The following is an 18,090-nucleotide window of genomic DNA, read 5'->3' as shown; positions in this document are numbered from 1 at the left end:
CAAAGCCTTTTGCTTCCTTTTTGGCGTTTGAAAAAGGGAGTCGCTGTAAAAGCGAAACCATAAGCCGCCGTTACCGCACCAATGGATATGCACTCCGACAACCAATTTCACACAGGGCTTCCTGTGACGCCCCGCATCACCGTTGCGCACGCCTCAATTAATGCGTTGTCAGTGGAACGCGGAGCGTCCCTGGCGGCGTTCCCACGCAGAGCGTGGGAACGATCAAAACAAAGGCATCACCAAAAGTCAGGTCGGCTTTAAGGCCGCCTCGCTTTGCTGTTGGTCGCGAGCGCCCCGTTAAACACGCTGGCCGAACGCAGGCCTTGCCGCAGCAATGGATATGTACACCAAAAAACCGCACTTTCAGACAAACACAATCTCATAAGGCAACCGCATCCGCTCCAGCAAAATCCGCGGCAGCCGTGGCGCAATGCCGACGGCCGGTTCACCGTCAAGTTGACTGGCATAGGCATGGGTAGCATGGCTCTTGCGCGCCACCGTCCAGGTGTCCAGGCGCACCTTGCGCGCCCGGTGCCAGGGGATCAAGGCGCTGTCTCGCGATGGCCAATGCCAGGCCCAGACCGGTATCTCGGTGAAAACTGCACCGGCGATGGTGGCGGCATTGGCGCTGGCGCGGCCGACGGCGTCATGGTCGCTGTTGCCATCCTCGCACCAGGTGCTGAACACCATATCGCCTGGCCGTAGATATCGGACGATGAATTGGGTGAGCGCCTGTTCATGCTCAGCCAGGGTATGGTCGGTGAAGCCGCCGCGTATCCATTTCAGGCTGTGCATCGGCAAGCCAAGCCGGCGCAAGGCCTCGACACTTTCCTGGGAGCGAAACACGCTCAGGCGTTTCTCCGACCACTGTTGGGAGCCTGGATGACTGGCGCTGCCATCGGTCACCGAAATCAATTGCAAGGGGTGTCCCATGGCGCTGAGCAACTGCAGCAGACCGCCGCAAGTCAACACTTCGTCGCCGGGATGTGGGGCGATCACCACGGCGCGCGCACCCGGGGGGAGAAGGGATTGAGTACCGATGACCGGAATATTGGCCAGTTGCGGGGCGCTGTTCCAGATTTGCTCTGTACAGCTGCTGTCACTGATGGACACAGATTTCATGGCGTTACGTCCTTGTTCCATACGCCCCCAGTCCTGCGCAACGCAAGCGCTGCTACAGCCGTGAGGGCGGGTTGATAGCGAAGCGCGGCGCTCCGGACCCTGGACAGCCGCGCATCGAGTATTGCTCATGTATCGCTATTCGTCGCGCCGGAAGTGCACGCATGGCTCAATTTTTCCATTGCGCCGGTGATTTCTACTCCTCTTCCTCACGTTGCAATTCGAACAACAGCAGCGAACGTCCGGTGACCGAGTACTCGCGCCCGAAATCGAAGCGTTCCTGACCGCGTATGGACGGTTGATTGGTGTCCATCAGGCAGGTCCAGAAGCTGCCGTCCGGTACCTCCGGCAGGAGGAAGTTGACGATGTCGTGATGGGCGTTGACCACCAGCAACAACGTGGCGTCCGCGCCTTTGCGGCGGATCCCGGTTTCCTGGGCTCGCCCGTCGAGCAACATGCCCAGGCAGCGATTGTGCGCATCGTGCCAGTGCTCGGTGGTCATCTCGCTACCATCGGGCGCCAGCCAGGTGACATCCTTGACGCCGATGTCCTCATTGTAGTTGCCCACCAGGAAGCGCCCCCGGCGCAAAATCGGATAGGCCAGGCGCAACTTGATCAGACGCTTGACGAACTTGAGCAACGCCTTGCCGTCCTCGCTCAGGTCCCAATTGACCCAGCCGATCTCGCTGTCCTGGCAATAAGCATTGTTGTTGCCTTCCTGAGTCCGGGCGAATTCGTCGCCGGCCACGATCATTGGCGTACCCTGCGCCAGCAGCAAAGTGGCGAAGAAGTTGCGCATCTGTCGAAAGCGCAATTCGTTGATTTGCGGATCGTCGGTGGGGCCTTCTACGCCATGGTTCCAGGACAGGTTGTTGTTGCTGCCGTCCTGATTGTTCTCGTCATTGGCTTCGTTGTGCTTGTCGTTGTACGACACCAGGTCGTTGAGGGTGAAACCGTCGTGGGCGGTGATGAAATTCAGCGATGAATAAGGACGCCGACCACGCTGGTTGAACATTTCGCCGGACGCGGTCATGCGGCTGGCAAAGTCCGCCAATTGGCCGTCGTCACCTTTCCAGAAAGCGCGCACCGTGTCGCGAAACTTGTCGTTCCACTCCACCCAGCCCGGCGGGAAGTTGCCGACCTGATAACCACCGGGCCCGCAATCCCAGGGCTCGGAGATCAGCTTGACCTGGCGCAGTACCGGGTCCTGGCGGCAAGCCACGAGGAAACTGTGACGTTCGTCGAAACCGTCGTGATAACGCCCCAGTATGGTCGCCAGGTCGAAGCGGAAACCGTCCACGTGCATTTCCGAGGCCCAGTAGCGCAGCGAATCGGTGACCATCTGCAATACGCACGGATGGCTGAGGTCCAGGGTGTTGCCGGTGCCGGAATCGTTGATGTAGAAGCGCTTGTCGTCAGGCATCAAGCGGTAATAAGAGGCGTTGTCGATACCGCGCATGGACAGGGTCGGGCCCTGTTCGTTGCCCTCGGCGGTGTGGTTGTAGACCACGTCGAGGATGACTTCCAGGTTGGCTTCGTGCAGGTGCGCGACCATTTCCTTGAACTCTGCGATCTTGCCGCTGGCCAGGTAACGCGGGTCGGGGGCGAAGAACGCAATGCTGTTGTAGCCCCAGTAGTTGGTCATGCCTTTGTGCAGCAGGTGCTGGTCGTTGACGAAGGCGTGGATCGGCAGCAGCTCGACGGTCGACACCCCCAGCTTGCGGATATGCTCCAGCACTTCGTCGACCATCAAGCCGGCAAAGGTCCCGCGCTGGTTTTCGGGAACGGCGGGGTGGCGCATGCTGAAGCCGCGCACGTGGGTTTCATAGATGATCGTTTTGTCCCATGGCACGCTGACCCGGTGATCGTGGCCCCAGGTGTGCGCCGGATCGATCACCTTGCATTTTGGCACGTAGGGCGCGCTGTCGCGCTCGTCGAAACTGAGGTCTGCGTCGGGGTGGCCAATGGTGTAGCCAAACAAGGCTTCGGACCATTTCAACTGACCGACCAACTGTTTGGCGTAAGGGTCGATCAACAGCTTGTTGGGGTTAAAACGATGACCATTGACCGGATCATACGGGCCGTACACGCGGTAGCCGTAGATCAGCCCCGGATGGGCATCGGGGAGGTAGCCGTGGTAGATCTCGTCGGTGTACTCCGGCAGTTCGATGCGTTCGAGCTCCACTTCGCCGGCGTCATCGAAAATGCACAGTTCGACGCGGGTGGCGTTGGCCGAGAACAGGGCGAAGTTGACCCCCAGGCCATCCCAGGTCGCACCGAGCGGGAAGGGCAGTCCTTCGCGGATGCGCGAGGGTTCGGCACGGGGAGGTGGAGTTTCTTTCTTGGTTCGGGTCATAAATGCTCCAGTAACGGCAGGCAGTGACAGGGCTCAATATTTTTTTCGCGGGCGAGCGAATCCCTCGGTGGCGAGAGGGCTCGCCACTGGAATCTTCAGGACAGCGGGAGAAAAGCTTAGACCGCAGGCGGTTTTCGCGGTGCGCGAGGTTTTTTCTCGGCGGCCTTTTCCCCCGGTGGTATCACCGCGGAAGCAGCTGCCGGCTTGGCCTTGGCCTTGGGTTTTGCTTCCCCGGCCTTGCCATTGAGTTTGCCGTCGCCGGCTTTGCCCACGGTTGTCTTGCTCGACGCTGCTTTTGCCGGCTTTTTCGGAGCCAAGGCTTCGGCTTCAGCCAGTTTGCACGCCATCTCCCAATGCCGTGCTTCCTGGCCCTCAGGTTTGCCTTCGGATTCCCAGATCTGATAGGCAAACTCGCGGATGCGTTTATCGTCGGTACTCATCGCATTGCTCCTGAACTGAACTCAAATGTTTGTAGCCTGGATAAAGAGATTGACCGGGAAATCCCCCAGCGCGGCGCTGATCATCAGCTCCCTGTGTTTTGTGACTGCGACGCTTGAAAAAAGTCCCTTCAGATTTTCGTCGGCGATTGTGAACGGCAAGCTGATCCGGGTATCGCCCCACTGCGGAGCGTCGACATGAGGCACGGCACTGTTTTCCAGCAATGCCGAACAACGGATCGGCACGATGACGATGGCGCGGGTCCCCTCCCATTCACGGACAAATCCCAGCACCCGATTGGCCTGGTTGCCGATGACTTCGAGGGGCTGGTAAGTCCCGCGTCGAAACAGCTTGGCGTGCTCGGTCCGGGTGGTTAAAGTCCGCACAATCAAGGCTTGCTTGATGCGCCCGTCGTGCCAGTGCTCCAACAGATCAGGCAGATCCAATGGCTGCTGCAAGGCCTGCTGGCGGCTGGCGTAATCCACTGGCCGGCGGTTGTCCGGATCGACCAGCGTGAAGTCCCAGAAGTCGTTGCCCTGATACAGGTCCGGTACTCCCGGTACCGTCATGCGCAGCAAGGTTTGCGCCAATCCGTTGAGGGCGCCAGGCAGGGCAATCGTGCGGGCTGCCTTGCCCAGGGCGGTGCGCAATAGATCACCTTCCGGGCTCAGCAGCAGGCGCCGGGTAAAGTTTTCGCTGGCTTGTTCATACGCTTCATTGGGTGCGCTCCAGCTGCTTTGCAGCTTGGCTTCGCGCAGGGCCTTGCGTTGCCATTGGCTGATGCGTTGGGCGTAGTCCTCCAAGGCCGCTGGGTCGTCGGTGCGCAGGTCCAGCGGCCAGCTGCCCAGCAGTGCCTGATAGAGAATCAATTCATCGCCGGCTGACGGCATCTGCTCATCGTCGCGCAAGGGCCGGGCGAGGGCGTGCCAGAGGCCGATCTGTTCGACGTACCATTGACTGCGTTCACTCAAGACGGACAGGCGCGCGCGCGTATCCTCGCCACGCTTGTGATCGTGGGTCGCGGTGGCGAGCAGGTTGTCCGGGAAATCGGCCAGGCGCTGGGCACAGGCAGCATGGAAATCGGCCACAGGCGCACTGAATTGCTCGGTGCTGAAGCCGACGTCATTGCGCGAAAGCAACACCGCCGAACGATAGAACGCGGTGTCTTCCACGGCCTTCGCGGCGGCAGGTGAAGTCAGTTGCTGAAAGCGCACGCAGGCATGCTTGAGCCGTTTGCGCAGCCGGCCAGCCGGACGTTTTCGCCAGCTCTCGCCCCCCAACCACCCCGCCAGGCACTCGAGCACTGGCCAGTCGGCTTCGCCAAGGGTTTGTCGGGCGCCTTCCATGGCTTGCTGGAAAAACACTTCGTCCTGCGCCGAACGGCCCAGAGCGCCGATGTAGGTGCGATACACCGAGAAATGCACGATCAGTTCCTGCAGCGCGCGACGGATCGCCCCCAGCGTCAGGTCACGGGTCATCAGGTCATCCCGGGCCACTTGCAACAACGCCTGGGCGACACTTTCGAAATCCCCGGCCAGCGAGCCATTGAGAATCTGCTGGCGCGCCAGTTGCGCTTCCTGGCGGAAGTCAGCCGGGCGCCCGCTATAGCGGTGCCAGAGCTCACCCAAGATGGGTTGACCGGCGGGATCGTGCTGCAGCAGTGACAACTGGTTCATGAACTCGTAGCCGGTGGTGCCATCCACCGACCAGTCGCGGTGCAGGGTTTCGCCTTCGCCCAGGATCTTTTCCACATAGATCGGCAGGTGTCGACCCGCTGCCAGGCTGTCGACGCGCCGACGCAGTTTGCGACAGTAACCCCGTGGGTCGGCGAGACCGTCTATATGGTCGATGCGCAACCCGTCGACCAGTCCTTGTTCCACCAACTGGAAGATCTTCGCGTGGGTCGCCTCGAACACTGCTGGGCGCTCGACGCGCAAACCGCCTAGCTCGTTGACATCGAAAAACCGCCGCCAGTTAATGTCGTCCGCGGCGGTGCGCCAACTGGCGAGGCGGTAACTCTGGCGCTCCAGTAAGTCATGCAGGCGTTGAAAACCTTCGCTGGTCAGCGAATCGTAGGCCTGCAGGTTTTGTTCGATGGCGTGCAGTATTGCGGGATCGCTGGCCAGTTCGCGCAATGCTTCTTTTAACGCAATCGCCAGGGTGTAGGCATCTGTCTGATAGCTCAAGGTGTTGAACCGGTCCGCCAGCAATTTCAGCGGCTCGGCATCCGTCTTGAGCAGCTCGCCGTAATGACTGGGGCATATCGGAAAGTGATGATCGTAATGCTCCACATGAAACGCGCCGCGCTGCGCATTGAAACGCAGCGCCAGGGTGCCGTCCTGCAAGGCGATGCCGTAGTCGCTGCCCAGGAACGGCAACAGCAACTGGCCTTCCATCAAGGGGTCGGGCGAGTGCCACTGGATATCGAAGAACTCGCCGTACGGGCTCAGGCGACCCCACTCCAGCAAGTCCAGCCACCAGGGATTGTCGTTACCGCCGACTGCCATGTGGTTGGAGACGATGTCGAGGATCAACCCCATGTCCTGTTCACGCAGCGCGGCGACCAAGCGGTGCAGCGCAGATTCACCGCCCAGTTCCGGGTTGACCGTGGTCGGGTCCACCACGTCATAGCCGTGCATGGAGCCCGCGCGGGCGCTCAGCAGCGGCGACGCGTAGACATGGCTGATGCCGAGGCGGGCGAAATAGGGCACCAGGGGCACGGCATCATCGAGAGTAAAGCCTTTGTGAAATTGCAGCCGCAGGGTGGCCCGTAGCGGCGCGATAGCGACCGGGTTCATTGGTCACGCTCGGCCGCCTGAAGTCGCGCGCAGGCGAGCAGTTCCAGGCGTCTGGCGGCGTCCGGGCCATCGAGCAAGGCTTCGCTGGTGACGGGTAAACGGCGGGACCAGTTGGGGTGGGTATCGATGGTGCCGGGCAGGTTGGCCTGCTGTTCGATGCCCAGTGCATCCTCCAGAGGCAGCAGTACCAACGGCGCGCGGGTGTGGCCGAGGAAACGCACACTGGCATCGAGGACCTGATCGGTTTCGTGGGACTCTTCGCGAAAGTTCTGCGGGTCTTGGCTCAAGGTCCGGCGCAGGCCTTCGCGCTCGCGCTCGCGATGCTGGCGCCACTCGATTTCAGAACTGGCATCGATTAGGCCGAGGCGGGCGTTCCAGTCGATATCGCGGCCATGCCACCAGCCATTGAGGGTGGGCAGGTCGTGGGTACTGGTGGTGGCGAGGGCGTTGTCCGGCCAGTCGAGGATCGGTTTGAAGTGAGTGTTGTCCTGTTCGAACAGCAACACTCGCATACCGAGGATCGAACGGGCGCTGAGTTTTTCCCGCAGACCGTCCGGCACCGTGCCCAGGTCTTCACCGAGGACGATGGCCTGGTGGCGATGGGACTCGAGGGTCAGCAGGCGCAACAAGTCGTCAAACGGGTAATACAGGTAAGCCCCATCAGCGGGCGATGCGCCATTGGGGATCACCCACAACCGTTGCAAGCCCATGACATGGTCGATCCGCAGGCCACCGGCGTGGGCGAAGTTGGCGCGCAGCATTTCAATGAACGCACGAAAGCCGTTGCGCACCAGGCCTTCGGGTGAGAAAGCGGAGATCCCCCAACCCTGGCCGGTGCGGTTGAGAATGTCCGGTGGCGCGCCAACGGTGAGGGAAGCGAGCAATTCGTCCTGGCGGCTCCAGGCCTGGCTGCCACCGCCATCGGCACCAACGGCCAGGTCGGCGATCAGGCCAATGCCCATGCCGCTGCTGCGGGCGGCGGCTTGCGCGCGCTCCAGGCAACGGGTGATCAACCATTGGCAGAAGGCGAAGAAGCCGATGCGGCCAGCGTTCTCTTCGGCGAACTCGGCCAGGGCAGCGCTGCGCGGGTTGCGCCACTGCGGCGGCCACTCACGCCAGTCGAGGCTTTCGCCCCGGGCGGCACGGGTTTCTTGAATGGCCTCGAAGCGGCAATGATTTTCCAGCGCTTCACCGCCGGCATGGCGAAAGCTGCTGAAGTCGGCGTGCAGTGGATGTTCGCCGTGCACGAATCCGTCGTACAGCGCCTGTAATAGGCGATGCTTGGCTTCGGCAGCGGCCGGCCAATCGATCAATGGCAGTTCTTGCAAACGCAGAAGTTCGGCAGCCAGGCCGGTGGCATCGATAGCGGTGCGCATCGCGCGCTCACCAAGAATCGCCCCCGGCGCGCAATACAGGCTATTGAGAAACAGACGGCTTGACGGCGAATAGGGGCTATAGCGCTGGGTGTCGTTGGCAAACATGGCATGCAAGGGACTGATCGCCAGTGCGTCGGCGCCGCGTTCGCCCGCCACCCGGGCCAGGTCTTCCAGTGCCTGGGTGTCGCCAAAGCCGCCATCGCCGGCACGGCGCAATGCATACAGTTGCACGCTCAGGCCCCAGGCGCGCGGGATCGGGCTGTCCACCGCATCGGCTACGCTGTAGCAACGGGCGGGAGCCACGGCCAGGGTAAAGCTTTGTCCATCGATCTCGACGTGTTGGTAACCGACCGGGATCAGCCCCGGCAGAACGGCTTCGGCATCCAGCTTGAGACTGAGTTTCGAGCCATCTTCAAGATGGATCTCGCAGGGTGTCAGCGGCTCAAAAAAGTGCGCCAGGTTGAGTCCCACGCCGACATCGGCGGTGATCAGAGGCGGCAGGTGCCGGGTCTGTTGTACTTGTTGCAGTTCGAGCAGGCTGGCGTCGATTTCCTGGGCGCTGCCGGCCGGGTGGCCGAGTCCCGTGAGGACGTTGCGCAGAACCGAAGGCGCGACTTTTTGCGGACGACCGTTGGCGTCGATCCAGTCGACCGCCAGGCCAGCCCGGCTAGCAAGGATTTCCAGTTGCGCATCACTCATTGGCGCTCTCCATCAAGGTGTAGCAAAGGGGCCGCGGCCGTGAGGCTGACAATTGCGCAATACGGGGGCAAGGTGCCCTGGTCCAGCCGTTGGCCAGACCCGGGCGGGTGTTCGAACAGCAAGCTTGCGTCCACCTGTGGCATATGGCGGACCGGCGTGTCGCTGAGGTTGAGGTCGATGCGCAATTGACTGCCATCGCCCAGGCACCATGACGCGCTGACCGCGCCAAAACCCAGCACCTGGGCATTGCGCGCCCGGGTCCCAGGCAAGTGCGGGACGATGTGCCGATGGCGGATCTGCAGCAGTTGGCGGTAGAACTCATGCATCGCCGAAGCCCCGTTGACCGTGAGGGTAGGGCGGGACGCTTCGAAGGTCTGTGGTGCGTTGGGATCGGGAATCCGTTCACGTTGATGCGGGTCGGCAAACGCGCTGAACGCGGCAAATTCGTTGCGCCGCCCTTCGCGCACCAAGCGTGCGAGTTCGCCGTGGTGGCTGGTGAAAAACAGGAACGGTTGTTCGGCGGCAAACTCATCGCCCATGAACATCAGGGGGATCATCGGTGATAGCAGCAACAGCGCCGTCGCGGCTTTTAATGCGTCGGGGTGGGCCAGTTGATGCAGACGCTCGCCAAAGGCGCGGTTGCCGATCTGGTCGTGATTCTGCAGAAACAGCACGAACGCGCTGGGTGGCAAATGCCCGCTGGGCTCGCCGCGCGCTTGGCCATGGCGGTTGAGGTGGCCCTGGAACACGAAGCCCTGGCTCAGGCAGCGGGCCAACTGTTCGGTGGGATTTTTTGCATAGTCGGCGTAATAGGCATCGGTCTCGCCGGTCAGCAGCACGTGCAAGGCGTTATGACCGTCATCGTTCCACTGTGCGTCGAAGCCCTGTTCGAGCAGGCTGGCCTGGTTATGTTCATTTTCCACCACCAGCCACACATGTCGCGACGGATCGGTTTGCTGGCGCACACGCTGGGCCAGTTCCTGGAGAAAGTCCGGGTCTTCGATGGCATGCACCGCGTCCAGGCGCAAGCCGTCAAAGCGGTACTCCAGCAACCACATCAAGGCGTTGTCGATGAAGAAGTCGCGCACCTCGCGCCGGCGAAAATCGATGGCCGCTCCCCAAGGCGTGTGCCGGTCTTCGCGGAAGAACCCCTTGGCGTAGCGGTGCAGGTAATTGCCATCCGGCCCGAAGTGGTTGTAGACCACATCGAGCATCACCGCCAGGCCAAGGCCATGGGCGGTGTCGATCAGGTGCTTGAGTTGTTCGGGAGAACCATAGGAGGCCTGGGGTGCATAGAGCAGCACCCCGTCGTAGCCCCAATTGCGCTCGCCGGGAAATTGCGCGATCGGCATCAACTCGATTGCGGTGACCCCAAGCTCCACCAGATGTGCCAGGTGCTCCTCGACGGCGAGAAAGCCGCCGAGGGCGCCGACGTGCAACTCGTAGATCACCGCTTCATTCCACGGACGTCCCAGCCAAGTGCTGTGCCGCCACTCGTAGGCCAACGGGTCGACCACCACGCTGTGCTGGTCAATGTCCCCGGCCTGGGCGCGGGAGGCCGGGTCGGGCACCTCCAGTTCGCCATCGATGTTGTAGCGGTATCGGGTACCCGCCGGGCAGCGGGTGTTGATCACGAACCAACCGTCGGCCTGAGGCAGCAACGGCAAGGACTGTCCATTTTCCAGTTCGACACTGACGTAGAACGCATCGGGTGCCCACAACGCGAATCGCGTGTTTTGCGGGTCCAGTTTGATTGCGCCGTGGGGCCAGGTCTCAAGGGTCCGTAACGGCATTGCGTGAGCCTCTTACTGTTTGTGCGATTTCCCCAAGGCTTTGGCTACAAGCTGCTCGTAGAGTTCGGCATAGGGTTCGACCGCCTTGCACCAGTTGAACGGTGCCGCCATGGCGCGGCAGCGCATGGCATTCAGCAGGTCGGGGAAGGCGAACACCTTGAACGCTCGGCTCAAGGCTTGCTGATAACTTTCCACCGTGGATTCATTGAACAGGAAGCCGGTCACGCCATCTTCGATGGTGTCTGCCAGGCCACCGGTATTGCGCGCCACCGGCAACGAGCCGAAACGCTGGGCGTACATCTGGCTGAGGCCACAAGGTTCATAGCGCGACGGCATCAGGAGGAAATCGCTACCGGCAAACATCCGTCGGGCATCGGTTTCGTTGAAGCCGATGCGCACACCGATCTGCCCGGGAAAACGCAGGGCCAGTTCGCGCATGGCTTGTTCTTCTTCCGGCTCGCCACGACCGATGATCGCGATCTGGCCGCCGGATTTGACGATGTATTCGGAGACCGCTTCGGTCAGGTCCAGGCCTTTCTGGTAAACCAGGCGCGAGACCACGGCAAATAGCGGGCCTTTGCTGTCTTGCAGGCCGAACAACTGGCGAACGTGGGCGGCGTTGACCGCCTTGCCGTCCCAGTCACCGATTTTGAAGGGGCAAAAGAGGTGCGGGTCGGTGGCCGAGTCCCAGCTTTCGTCGATGCCGTTGGGAATGCCGCTGAGCAGGCCTTGCTGGGTCTTGGCGGCGAGAAATCCGTCGAGACCGCAGCCGAAGTCCGGGGTGGTGATTTCCTGGGCGTAGGTCGCGCTGACTGTGGTGATGTGGCTCGAATAGGCCATGCCAGCCTTGAGGAACGACATCTTGCCGTAGAACTCCATGCCTTCCTGTTGCAAGGCGTGCTGCGGAATGCCCAGTTCGGGGCAAGACCCCAGGCTCGTCACGCCCTGGTACGCCAGGTTATGGATGGTGAACAGGGTCGGCGTGCGCTGCCCACGCCAGTGCATATAGGCAGGGGCCAGGCCGGCGGGCCAGTCATGGGCGTGCACCAGGTCCGGGCACCAGTGGATCTGTGCGAGGTTGGCGGCAATATCGGCGGCCGCCAGGCCCAGGCGGGCGAAACGAATATGGTTGTCCGGCCAGTCGCGGCCGTTGTTGGCGCCATAGGGTGAACCTTCGCGCTCGTAGAGCTCAGGGCAGATCAACACATAGATAACCAGACCGTCAGGCATGTCCATGCGCCCGATCTTGCACGGCGGGAGCGCCGCGTGACCACCGAGTTCACCGATGATGTGAATCGGATTTTCACTGTGCATGACCTGCGGATAACCGGGGATCAGTACACGCACATCATGCAGGTGTGCCATGGCCCGTGGCAGCGCGGCGGAAACGTCTCCCAGGCCGCCGGTTTTCACCAGGTCGGCAATTTCGGAGGTGACGAACAACACTTTCTTCTTATTGGGATTCTGACTGGCCACCGGCGCCAGCGTCCGCGTACTGCTAACGCTGATCGGTTGGGCACTGAGAGCAGTCGCGGCGCTCGATTCGCCGATCTGTTGATGAGCCAGCTCTCCCTGAACATCCAAAGCCGCACTTATCATATGAATCTCCCGTGTTGTTGATCTAGTTCTTGGGTCTGGCAAACGTTACCTGGCCAATGGGTGTGGCCACGCGCAAAGCGCTACGCCTCGGCGAGCAAGCGCTCCCCAAATGCGCTGAAGCAAAATGGGTGAATTAACCATTGCAAGGATTGCACCAGTCGCAACGCACCTTCTTTTTACTCGACCGATCCCGTGTGGCAAAAGTTTCGACTTTTTTTCCACTTTTTGACTGACCGGTCGCCCTTGGGGAAATCAGTCTAGGCCAGAACTTAGAGCGGTAAAGTGCTGATGGCAAAATTGTTCGACAATCGGTTGTTTAGGTACGAACGTGCCTGATACCGGTGCGAAAGCACCGACGAAATGCAGTTTTTTTTGAATTGTTGCCCTGGAAATTCACTGGGTGGTCACATGGATGTGCGTAACGTCTTGCTACGCGCGCACCGTTATGGTGCGCGTGCAAGTCCCGCTTTTGGCTGAACCACTGCCTTGCTGCCTTGTTATAGTTCAGGCTTCTTTTTTGCCCGGTAAAGGATCACTAGCATGTCTGAGTACACAGCGTTCAGCGTCGAACTGGTAGATAAAATCGCCCATGTGCAGATCAATCGCCCGGACAAGATCAACGCGATGAATGCTGCCTTCTGGACCGAAATCATCGAGATTTTCCAATGGATCGACGACACCGACGAAGCTCGGGTAGTCGTACTCAGTGGCGCCGGAAAGCATTTTTCCTCAGGCATTGACCTGATGATGCTGGCTGGCGTGGCCAATGAGCTGGGCAAGGACGTCGGACGCAATGCGCGCTTGCTGCGCCGCAAGATTCTTGATCTGCAGGCGTCCTTCAATGCGGTCGACCAATGCCGCAAACCGGTGCTCGCGGCCATCCAGGGTTATTGCCTGGGCGGTGCCATCGACCTGATTGCCGCCTGTGACATGCGCTACGCCGCCGAAGACGCGCAATTCTCGATCAAGGAAATCGATATCGGCATGGCCGCTGACGTCGGTACACTGCAACGCTTGCCGCGGATCATCGGGGACGGCATGCTGCGTGAACTGGCTTACACTGGTCGTATTTTCGGCGCCGAAGAAGCGCGAGGCATTGGCTTGGTCAATCGCGTCTACAGCGATACCGCCAGCCTGCTCGACGGCGTCATGGGCATTGCCCGCGAGATTGCGAGCAAGTCGCCGATTGCCGTTACTGGCACCAAGGAGATGATCAGCTATATGCGCGATCATCGCATCGACGACGGCCTGGCATACGTCGCCACCTGGAACGCCGCCATGCTGCAATCGACCGATCTGCGCGTGGCCATGGCCGCCCATATGAGCAAACAGAAACCCGAATTTCTGGATTGATTGAAAAATGACACCACGCTGGACCACGGCAGTACTGGACACCGACCAGCCCGGCGGCTGGGCGGTAGCACGCAGCCCCGAAGGCTTTTTGTTCGATGACAACGGCGCATTGTTCCCCCGCGAATGGCTCAAGCGCCAGGACCTGGCAATACTCGCCGAGCACGGCATTGGCCATCTGGATGGCGAACCTGTCTATCTGCTGGAGTTGCGCGCCCACAGCGAGGTGCCGGGCTGTAACTGGAAAGGCTTGCGGGCGTTCATGCTTGAAGGCGATCACACGGTGTTCAAGGTCCTGGGTTACGCGGCGCAGATCGGCACCTGGGCCCGAGAGCACCGTTTTTGCGGCAACTGCGGCCAAGCCATGATCCAGGTGCCGCGTGAGCGGGCGATGTATTGCCAGCCGTGTGATTTACGCAGCTATCCACGGATTTCCCCAAGCATGATCGTGCTGGTGACGCGTGGCGATGAGGTGCTGCTGGCACGCTCGCCGCGCTTCGTCGCCGGGGTCTACAGCACGTTGGCAGGGTTTGCCGAACCTGGCGAATCGGCCGAGGATTGCCTGATTCGCGAAGTGCGTGAAGAAGTGCAGATCGAAGTGAAGAACGTCCAGTACCTGGGCAGCCAGTGCTGGCCGTTCCCGCACTCGATGATGCTCGGCTTCCATGCCGAATACGCCGGTGGCGAGATCGTCTGCCAGGAGGACGAGATCGAAGACGCCCAGTGGTTCAATGTGCATGATCTACCGCCGTTGCCGGCGTCACGTTCGATCGCCCGCTACCTGATCGACGTCTACGTGGCGCGGCGCTTAGGCCACGCTGAACCAGTGTTGCCAGGCTAGCCGGACGGTCAGGCCCAATACCACGGTGATGAAAACCGGACGAATGAACTTCGCGCCACCGCTGATGGCGGTGCGGGCGCCGAAGAATGCCCCGACCATTACCGACAGGCCCATGCTCAGGCCGATGATCCAGTCCACCTGCCCGGAAAACACGAACACCGACAAGGCCGCAATGTTGCTGACGAAGTTCATGCTGCGTGCCACGCCGCTGGCCTTCACCAGATCGATCGGGTACATCAGCAGGCTGCTGACGGTCCAGAACGCGCCAGTACCGGGACCGGCCACGCCATCGTAGAAGCCAAGGCTGAAGCCTTGGGTCGATTGCCACTTTTTCCTGATCGGGGCGTTGCTGTCCAGCGGCGCTTTCGGCGTGCCACCGAACAAAAGATAGAGGCCACAGGCAAACACGATCACTGGCAGCATCTTGTTCAACCATTCGGCCGGCAGGTAATGAGCGACTACCGCACCGGTCAGTGCTCCGACCAGGGTGCCGACGATGGCGTGTGTCCACTGCCTGGGGTGGAACAACTTGCGGCGGTAAAAAGTGAAGCTGGCCGTGGCCGAGCCAAAGGTCGAACTGAGTTTGTTGGTGCCCAGCACCAGGTGCGGTGGCAGGCCAGCGGTCAGCAAGGCCGGGGTGGTCAACAAGCCGCCGCCTCCAGCGATGGCGTCGATGAAACCGGCAATGAAAGCGACAATGGCCAGGATGGCCAGGGTAGTGAGGTCAACGCTGAGTTCGAAAGGCATGGAATCGGCTTAATCGGCGGGGGGCAGCGAAGGGCTGCAGGGAAGGGCCGGTATCTTACCTTTATCCAACTCTTGCTGCGACCGCGCTGACGCAACCCCCTGTAGGAGCTGCCGCAGGCTGCGATCTTTGATCTTGTTTTTGAGGGGGCAAGATCAAAAGATCGCAGCCTGCGGCAGCTCCTACGGGGATCGGGCTCAGATTTTACGGTCAGGCCCATTGCCGATCTGCCACACGAATGGCGGCTCGGTCCGGTTGATTTCCCAGTCCCCGACAATCCGCGACTTGTAGATCACCGGATTGTGCGACGACACGGTACGCGCATTGCGCCAGTGCCGATCCAGCGATTTGCCCTGGCGAATATCCGAAGCCCCCAGCGCATTGAACAACTGCGTGGACGCGCGCTGGATCAACTCCGTGACCACCACCTGTGCTTTCGCCGATTCGATTTCCGCTGCGACGTTTGCCGAACGCTCCCATTGTTCATCGCCGGCGAACCGCGCCAGATAAGCCTGTTGTGCCGGCTGCGCCGCCCGCAAAGTGGCGGCCTCGGCGGCATACACCCACGCGGCAATATCGCCGACCACTTGCTGGACCTGCGCATCCTCACTGACGCGCTGGGCATTGCCATGGCTGTAGATGCGTTGGCGTTCGCGCACCTGCCGGGACACATCGCGCAACGCCGCACGGCCGATCCCGGCCAGGGTTGCCAGCAACACCAACTGATAAAACGCGGTCTGGTACTTGAAGCGCGTAGCGAAGTCGATGATGTTTTGTGCGTCCACCTCGGCGTCGACAAAGCGCGACGTGCCGCTGCCCGTGGTGCGCTGGCCGAACCCGTCCCAGTCGTCGCTTTGCACGATCCCAGGCTGGCGGGTGCGCACCGCGGCAATCACGTCGCCACCGGTATCGCTACGTTGGGCATAGACATCGATCCAGTCGGAAAACAGGCTACCGGTGCTGTAGAACTTCTCGCCGTTCAGCCGCCATTGCTCGCCATGGAGCGACACCTTGGTGATGACGTCGCCAATCTCCACGTTGCCGATTTCGGTCCAGGCGCAACCGACGACGTCACCGTCTACAAACCGTTTGAACCAGATGTCCCGGGCCGCGCCAGGCGGGGAATTGAGGCGATCTTCGGCAAAGGCGAAGTGACCGCGCAATGCCTGCGGAATGTTCGAGTCAGCCTCGGCCAGTTCGATCAGCAACTCAACCAACTGCGGCAGCGAGGCGCCGCCACCGCCGTATTCAACGGGCACCCGCACTGCGCCAAAGCCAGCGTCCTTGAGCCATTGGATCGGCTCATGGGGCAGGGTGCGCGACTGCTCGCGTTCGAGGGCACCTTCGGCGATTCGCTGGAAAATCGGGCGATACCGGGCGGCCAGCGCTTCGTAGTCAGTGCCGATGGACAGCGGGTTGATTACCTGGTGTTCGGTCATGGAAACAGCTCCTTGGCTGGGCAGAAAAAACGATGTTTGTGCAAGGAGCGATTGCACAGTCCATGCCGGAGGCTAACGCGTGGATTTACTGGCCGGCGCTAATACCATGACGTCCTCAACTGTTGCCGGATCAACAGTGCATCAGCAAATTGCTTCTGACACAGCTCAATCATTGTGGGAGCGAGCCTGCTCGCGAAGGGGCCATCCGACTCAACATCGATGTTGACAGACAAGCCGCCTTCGCGAGCAGGCTCGCTCCCACAAGGGGATCTCGTTCGGTTCAGGGAAGTCGTGGCAGGCACTGGCACGCTTGCTGCTCTACCCCTGGGACATTCCCAATGTCCCGAGGACACGCCAATGAGTCAGCAAGCCGTCAAATTCGCCTACTGGGTACCGAACGTCAGCGGAGGGCTGGTGGTCAGCAAGATCGAGCAACGGACCCACTGGGGCATCGACTACAACCGCAAACTGGCACAACTGGCCGAAGAGGCGGGGTTCGAATATGCGCTCACGCAGATTCGCTTCACTGCCGGTTACGGCGCCGAATACCAGCATGAGTCCGTCGCCTTCAGCCATGCATTGCTGGCCGCCACCCACAAACTGAAAGTCATCGCCGCGATCCTGCCGGGGCCATGGCAACCGGCACTGGCGGCCAAGCAACTGGCGACCATCGATCAACTGACCAACGGCCGGGTGGCGGTCAATATCGTCAGCGGATGGTTCAAGGGCGAATTCCAGGCCATTGGCGAGCATTGGCTGGAGCACGACGAACGCTATCGCCGTTCCGAAGAATTCATTCGCTCGCTCAAAGGCGTATGGACCGAGGACAACTTCACCTTTCGCGGCGATTTCTATCGTTTTGACAACTACAGCCTCAAGCCCAAGCCACTGGGCCGGCCGGAGATCTTCCAGGGCGGCAGTTCCCGTGCGGCGCGGGACATGGCAGCGCGGGTGTCGGACTGGTACTTCACCAACGGCAATACCCCGGAAGGCATCAAGGCCCAGGTCGACGACATTCGCGCCAAGGCCGCGGCGAACAATCACTCGGTGAAGGTTGGCGTAAATGCCTTTGTCATCGCCCGCGATACCGAAGAAGAGGCGCGAGCGGTGCTGGCGCAGATCATCGACCAGGCCGATCCGCAGGCAGTGAATGCCTTTGGTGATGCGGCGAAACAGGCGGGCAGGGCATCACCCGAAGGTGAAGGCAATTGGGCCAAGTCGACGTTCGAGGACCTGGTGCAGTACAACGACGGCTTCAAGACCAACCTGATCGGTACGCCGCAACAGATCGCCGAGCGCATCGTCGCATTGAAAGCGGTGGGTGTAGACCTGGTACTGGCGGGGTTCCTGCACTTTCAGGAAGAAGTCGAATACTTCGGCAAGCGGGTGTTGCCGCTGGTGCGTGAGTTGGAGGCCAAGGCGCTGGTGAAGCCGCAATCAGCCGTCGCCTGAACACGACTGATCGTTCCCACGCTCTGCGTCACTAGTGTCCGGTAAAAACCGAAGGGGGAGCTTGCTCCCCCTTGCTGTTGGCGGC

Annotated in this window: 12 protein-coding genes; 3 read left to right on the top strand and 9 right to left on the bottom strand. The window is 61.0% G+C overall.

Annotated elements, in window-relative coordinates:
* Positions 1 to 363: 363 nt before the first annotated feature.
* From AC1Q8Q_RS30995 to glgA, 7 genes are all read right to left on the bottom strand, one after another.
* Positions 364 to 1,122, bottom strand: coding sequence for a PIG-L deacetylase family protein (locus AC1Q8Q_RS30995; RefSeq protein WP_168758052.1), 759 nt, complete (start codon positions 1,120 to 1,122; stop codon positions 364 to 366).
* A gap of 193 nt (positions 1,123 to 1,315) precedes the next feature.
* Positions 1,316 to 3,475, bottom strand: a complete 2,160-nt coding sequence (gene glgX, locus AC1Q8Q_RS30990) for a glycogen debranching protein GlgX (protein WP_083349008.1) — start codon at positions 3,473 to 3,475, stop codon at positions 1,316 to 1,318.
* A 116-nt stretch (positions 3,476 to 3,591) separates the two neighbouring features.
* A complete protein-coding gene (locus AC1Q8Q_RS30985) occupies positions 3,592 to 3,915 on the bottom strand; it encodes a DUF2934 domain-containing protein (RefSeq protein WP_020799186.1) in 324 nt (107 codons plus the stop codon).
* Between the two features lie 21 nt (positions 3,916 to 3,936).
* Entirely contained in the window at positions 3,937 to 6,711 is a 2,775-nt protein-coding gene (locus AC1Q8Q_RS30980; protein WP_492615920.1) for a malto-oligosyltrehalose synthase, read from the bottom strand.
* Positions 6,708 to 8,786 (bottom strand): 4-alpha-glucanotransferase, encoded by a 2,079-nt coding sequence (gene malQ / locus AC1Q8Q_RS30975; protein WP_020799188.1) that lies wholly within the window; start codon positions 8,784 to 8,786, stop codon positions 6,708 to 6,710. The genes AC1Q8Q_RS30980 and malQ overlap by 4 nt, the downstream gene beginning before the upstream one ends.
* Positions 8,783 to 10,579, bottom strand: coding sequence for a malto-oligosyltrehalose trehalohydrolase (treZ, locus tag AC1Q8Q_RS30970; protein WP_083349010.1), 1,797 nt, complete (start codon positions 10,577 to 10,579; stop codon positions 8,783 to 8,785). Before treZ ends, malQ begins: the two co-directional genes overlap by 4 nt.
* Before the next feature lie 12 nt (positions 10,580 to 10,591).
* On the bottom strand, positions 10,592 to 12,178 hold the full coding sequence (glgA, locus tag AC1Q8Q_RS30965) for a glycogen synthase GlgA (protein WP_168758055.1): 1,587 nt from the start codon (positions 12,176 to 12,178) through the stop codon (positions 10,592 to 10,594).
* Between the two features lie 540 nt (positions 12,179 to 12,718).
* Here glgA and AC1Q8Q_RS30960 point away from each other — a divergent pair.
* Together AC1Q8Q_RS30960 and nudC are read left to right on the top strand one after the other, a co-directional pair.
* A complete protein-coding gene (locus tag AC1Q8Q_RS30960; RefSeq protein ID WP_492615919.1) occupies positions 12,719 to 13,531 on the top strand; it encodes a crotonase/enoyl-CoA hydratase family protein in 813 nt (270 codons plus the stop codon).
* Positions 13,532 to 13,538: 7 nt separating this feature from the next.
* Positions 13,539 to 14,369, top strand: a complete 831-nt coding sequence (gene nudC / locus AC1Q8Q_RS30955; RefSeq protein WP_020799192.1) for an NAD(+) diphosphatase — start codon at positions 13,539 to 13,541, stop codon at positions 14,367 to 14,369.
* Here the strand turns inward: nudC and AC1Q8Q_RS30950 are convergent.
* Together AC1Q8Q_RS30950 and AC1Q8Q_RS30945 are read right to left on the bottom strand one after the other, a co-directional pair.
* Positions 14,337 to 15,116, bottom strand: a complete 780-nt coding sequence (locus AC1Q8Q_RS30950; RefSeq protein WP_020799193.1) for a TSUP family transporter — start codon at positions 15,114 to 15,116, stop codon at positions 14,337 to 14,339. The genes nudC and AC1Q8Q_RS30950 overlap by 33 nt on opposite strands.
* A gap of 195 nt (positions 15,117 to 15,311) precedes the next feature.
* Complete coding sequence (locus AC1Q8Q_RS30945; RefSeq protein WP_033045418.1) at positions 15,312 to 16,553, bottom strand: acyl-CoA dehydrogenase family protein; 1,242 nt, start codon at positions 16,551 to 16,553, stop codon at positions 15,312 to 15,314.
* Between the two features lie 357 nt (positions 16,554 to 16,910).
* Between AC1Q8Q_RS30945 and sfnG the strand changes: the two genes are divergently transcribed.
* Positions 16,911 to 18,005 (top strand): dimethylsulfone monooxygenase SfnG, encoded by a 1,095-nt coding sequence (gene sfnG / locus AC1Q8Q_RS30940; protein ID WP_168758057.1) that lies wholly within the window; start codon positions 16,911 to 16,913, stop codon positions 18,003 to 18,005.
* The last annotated feature ends 85 nt before the right edge of the window (positions 18,006 to 18,090 follow it).

This window comes from Pseudomonas sp. GW823-FHT06B06, assembly GCF_058795195.1.
Note: the sequence above shows the minus strand (reverse complement) of the source record. Positions and strands in the feature narration are given on the sequence as shown.

What these genes read in the sequence shown, in the direction of transcription:
- AC1Q8Q_RS30995 (WP_168758052.1), bottom strand. Translation starts at nt 1,122, where the DNA reads ATGAAATCTGTGTCCATCAGTGACAGCAGCTGTACAGAGCAAATCTGG.
- glgX (WP_083349008.1), bottom strand. Translation starts at nt 3,475, where the DNA reads ATGACCCGAACCAAGAAAGAAACTCCACCTCCCCGTGCCGAACCCTCG.
- AC1Q8Q_RS30985 (WP_020799186.1), bottom strand. Translation starts at nt 3,915, where the DNA reads ATGAGTACCGACGATAAACGCATCCGCGAGTTTGCCTATCAGATCTGG.
- AC1Q8Q_RS30980 (WP_492615920.1), bottom strand. Translation starts at nt 6,711, where the DNA reads ATGAACCCGGTCGCTATCGCGCCGCTACGGGCCACCCTGCGGCTGCAA.
- malQ (WP_020799188.1), bottom strand. Translation starts at nt 8,786, where the DNA reads ATGAGTGATGCGCAACTGGAAATCCTTGCTAGCCGGGCTGGCCTGGCG.
- treZ (WP_083349010.1), bottom strand. Translation starts at nt 10,579, where the DNA reads ATGCCGTTACGGACCCTTGAGACCTGGCCCCACGGCGCAATCAAACTG.
- glgA (WP_168758055.1), bottom strand. Translation starts at nt 12,178, where the DNA reads ATGATAAGTGCGGCTTTGGATGTTCAGGGAGAGCTGGCTCATCAACAG.
- AC1Q8Q_RS30960 (WP_492615919.1), top strand. Translation starts at nt 12,719, where the DNA reads ATGTCTGAGTACACAGCGTTCAGCGTCGAACTGGTAGATAAAATCGCC.
- nudC (WP_020799192.1), top strand. Translation starts at nt 13,539, where the DNA reads ATGACACCACGCTGGACCACGGCAGTACTGGACACCGACCAGCCCGGC.
- AC1Q8Q_RS30950 (WP_020799193.1), bottom strand. Translation starts at nt 15,116, where the DNA reads ATGCCTTTCGAACTCAGCGTTGACCTCACTACCCTGGCCATCCTGGCC.
- AC1Q8Q_RS30945 (WP_033045418.1), bottom strand. Translation starts at nt 16,553, where the DNA reads ATGACCGAACACCAGGTAATCAACCCGCTGTCCATCGGCACTGACTAC.
- sfnG (WP_168758057.1), top strand. Translation starts at nt 16,911, where the DNA reads ATGAGTCAGCAAGCCGTCAAATTCGCCTACTGGGTACCGAACGTCAGC.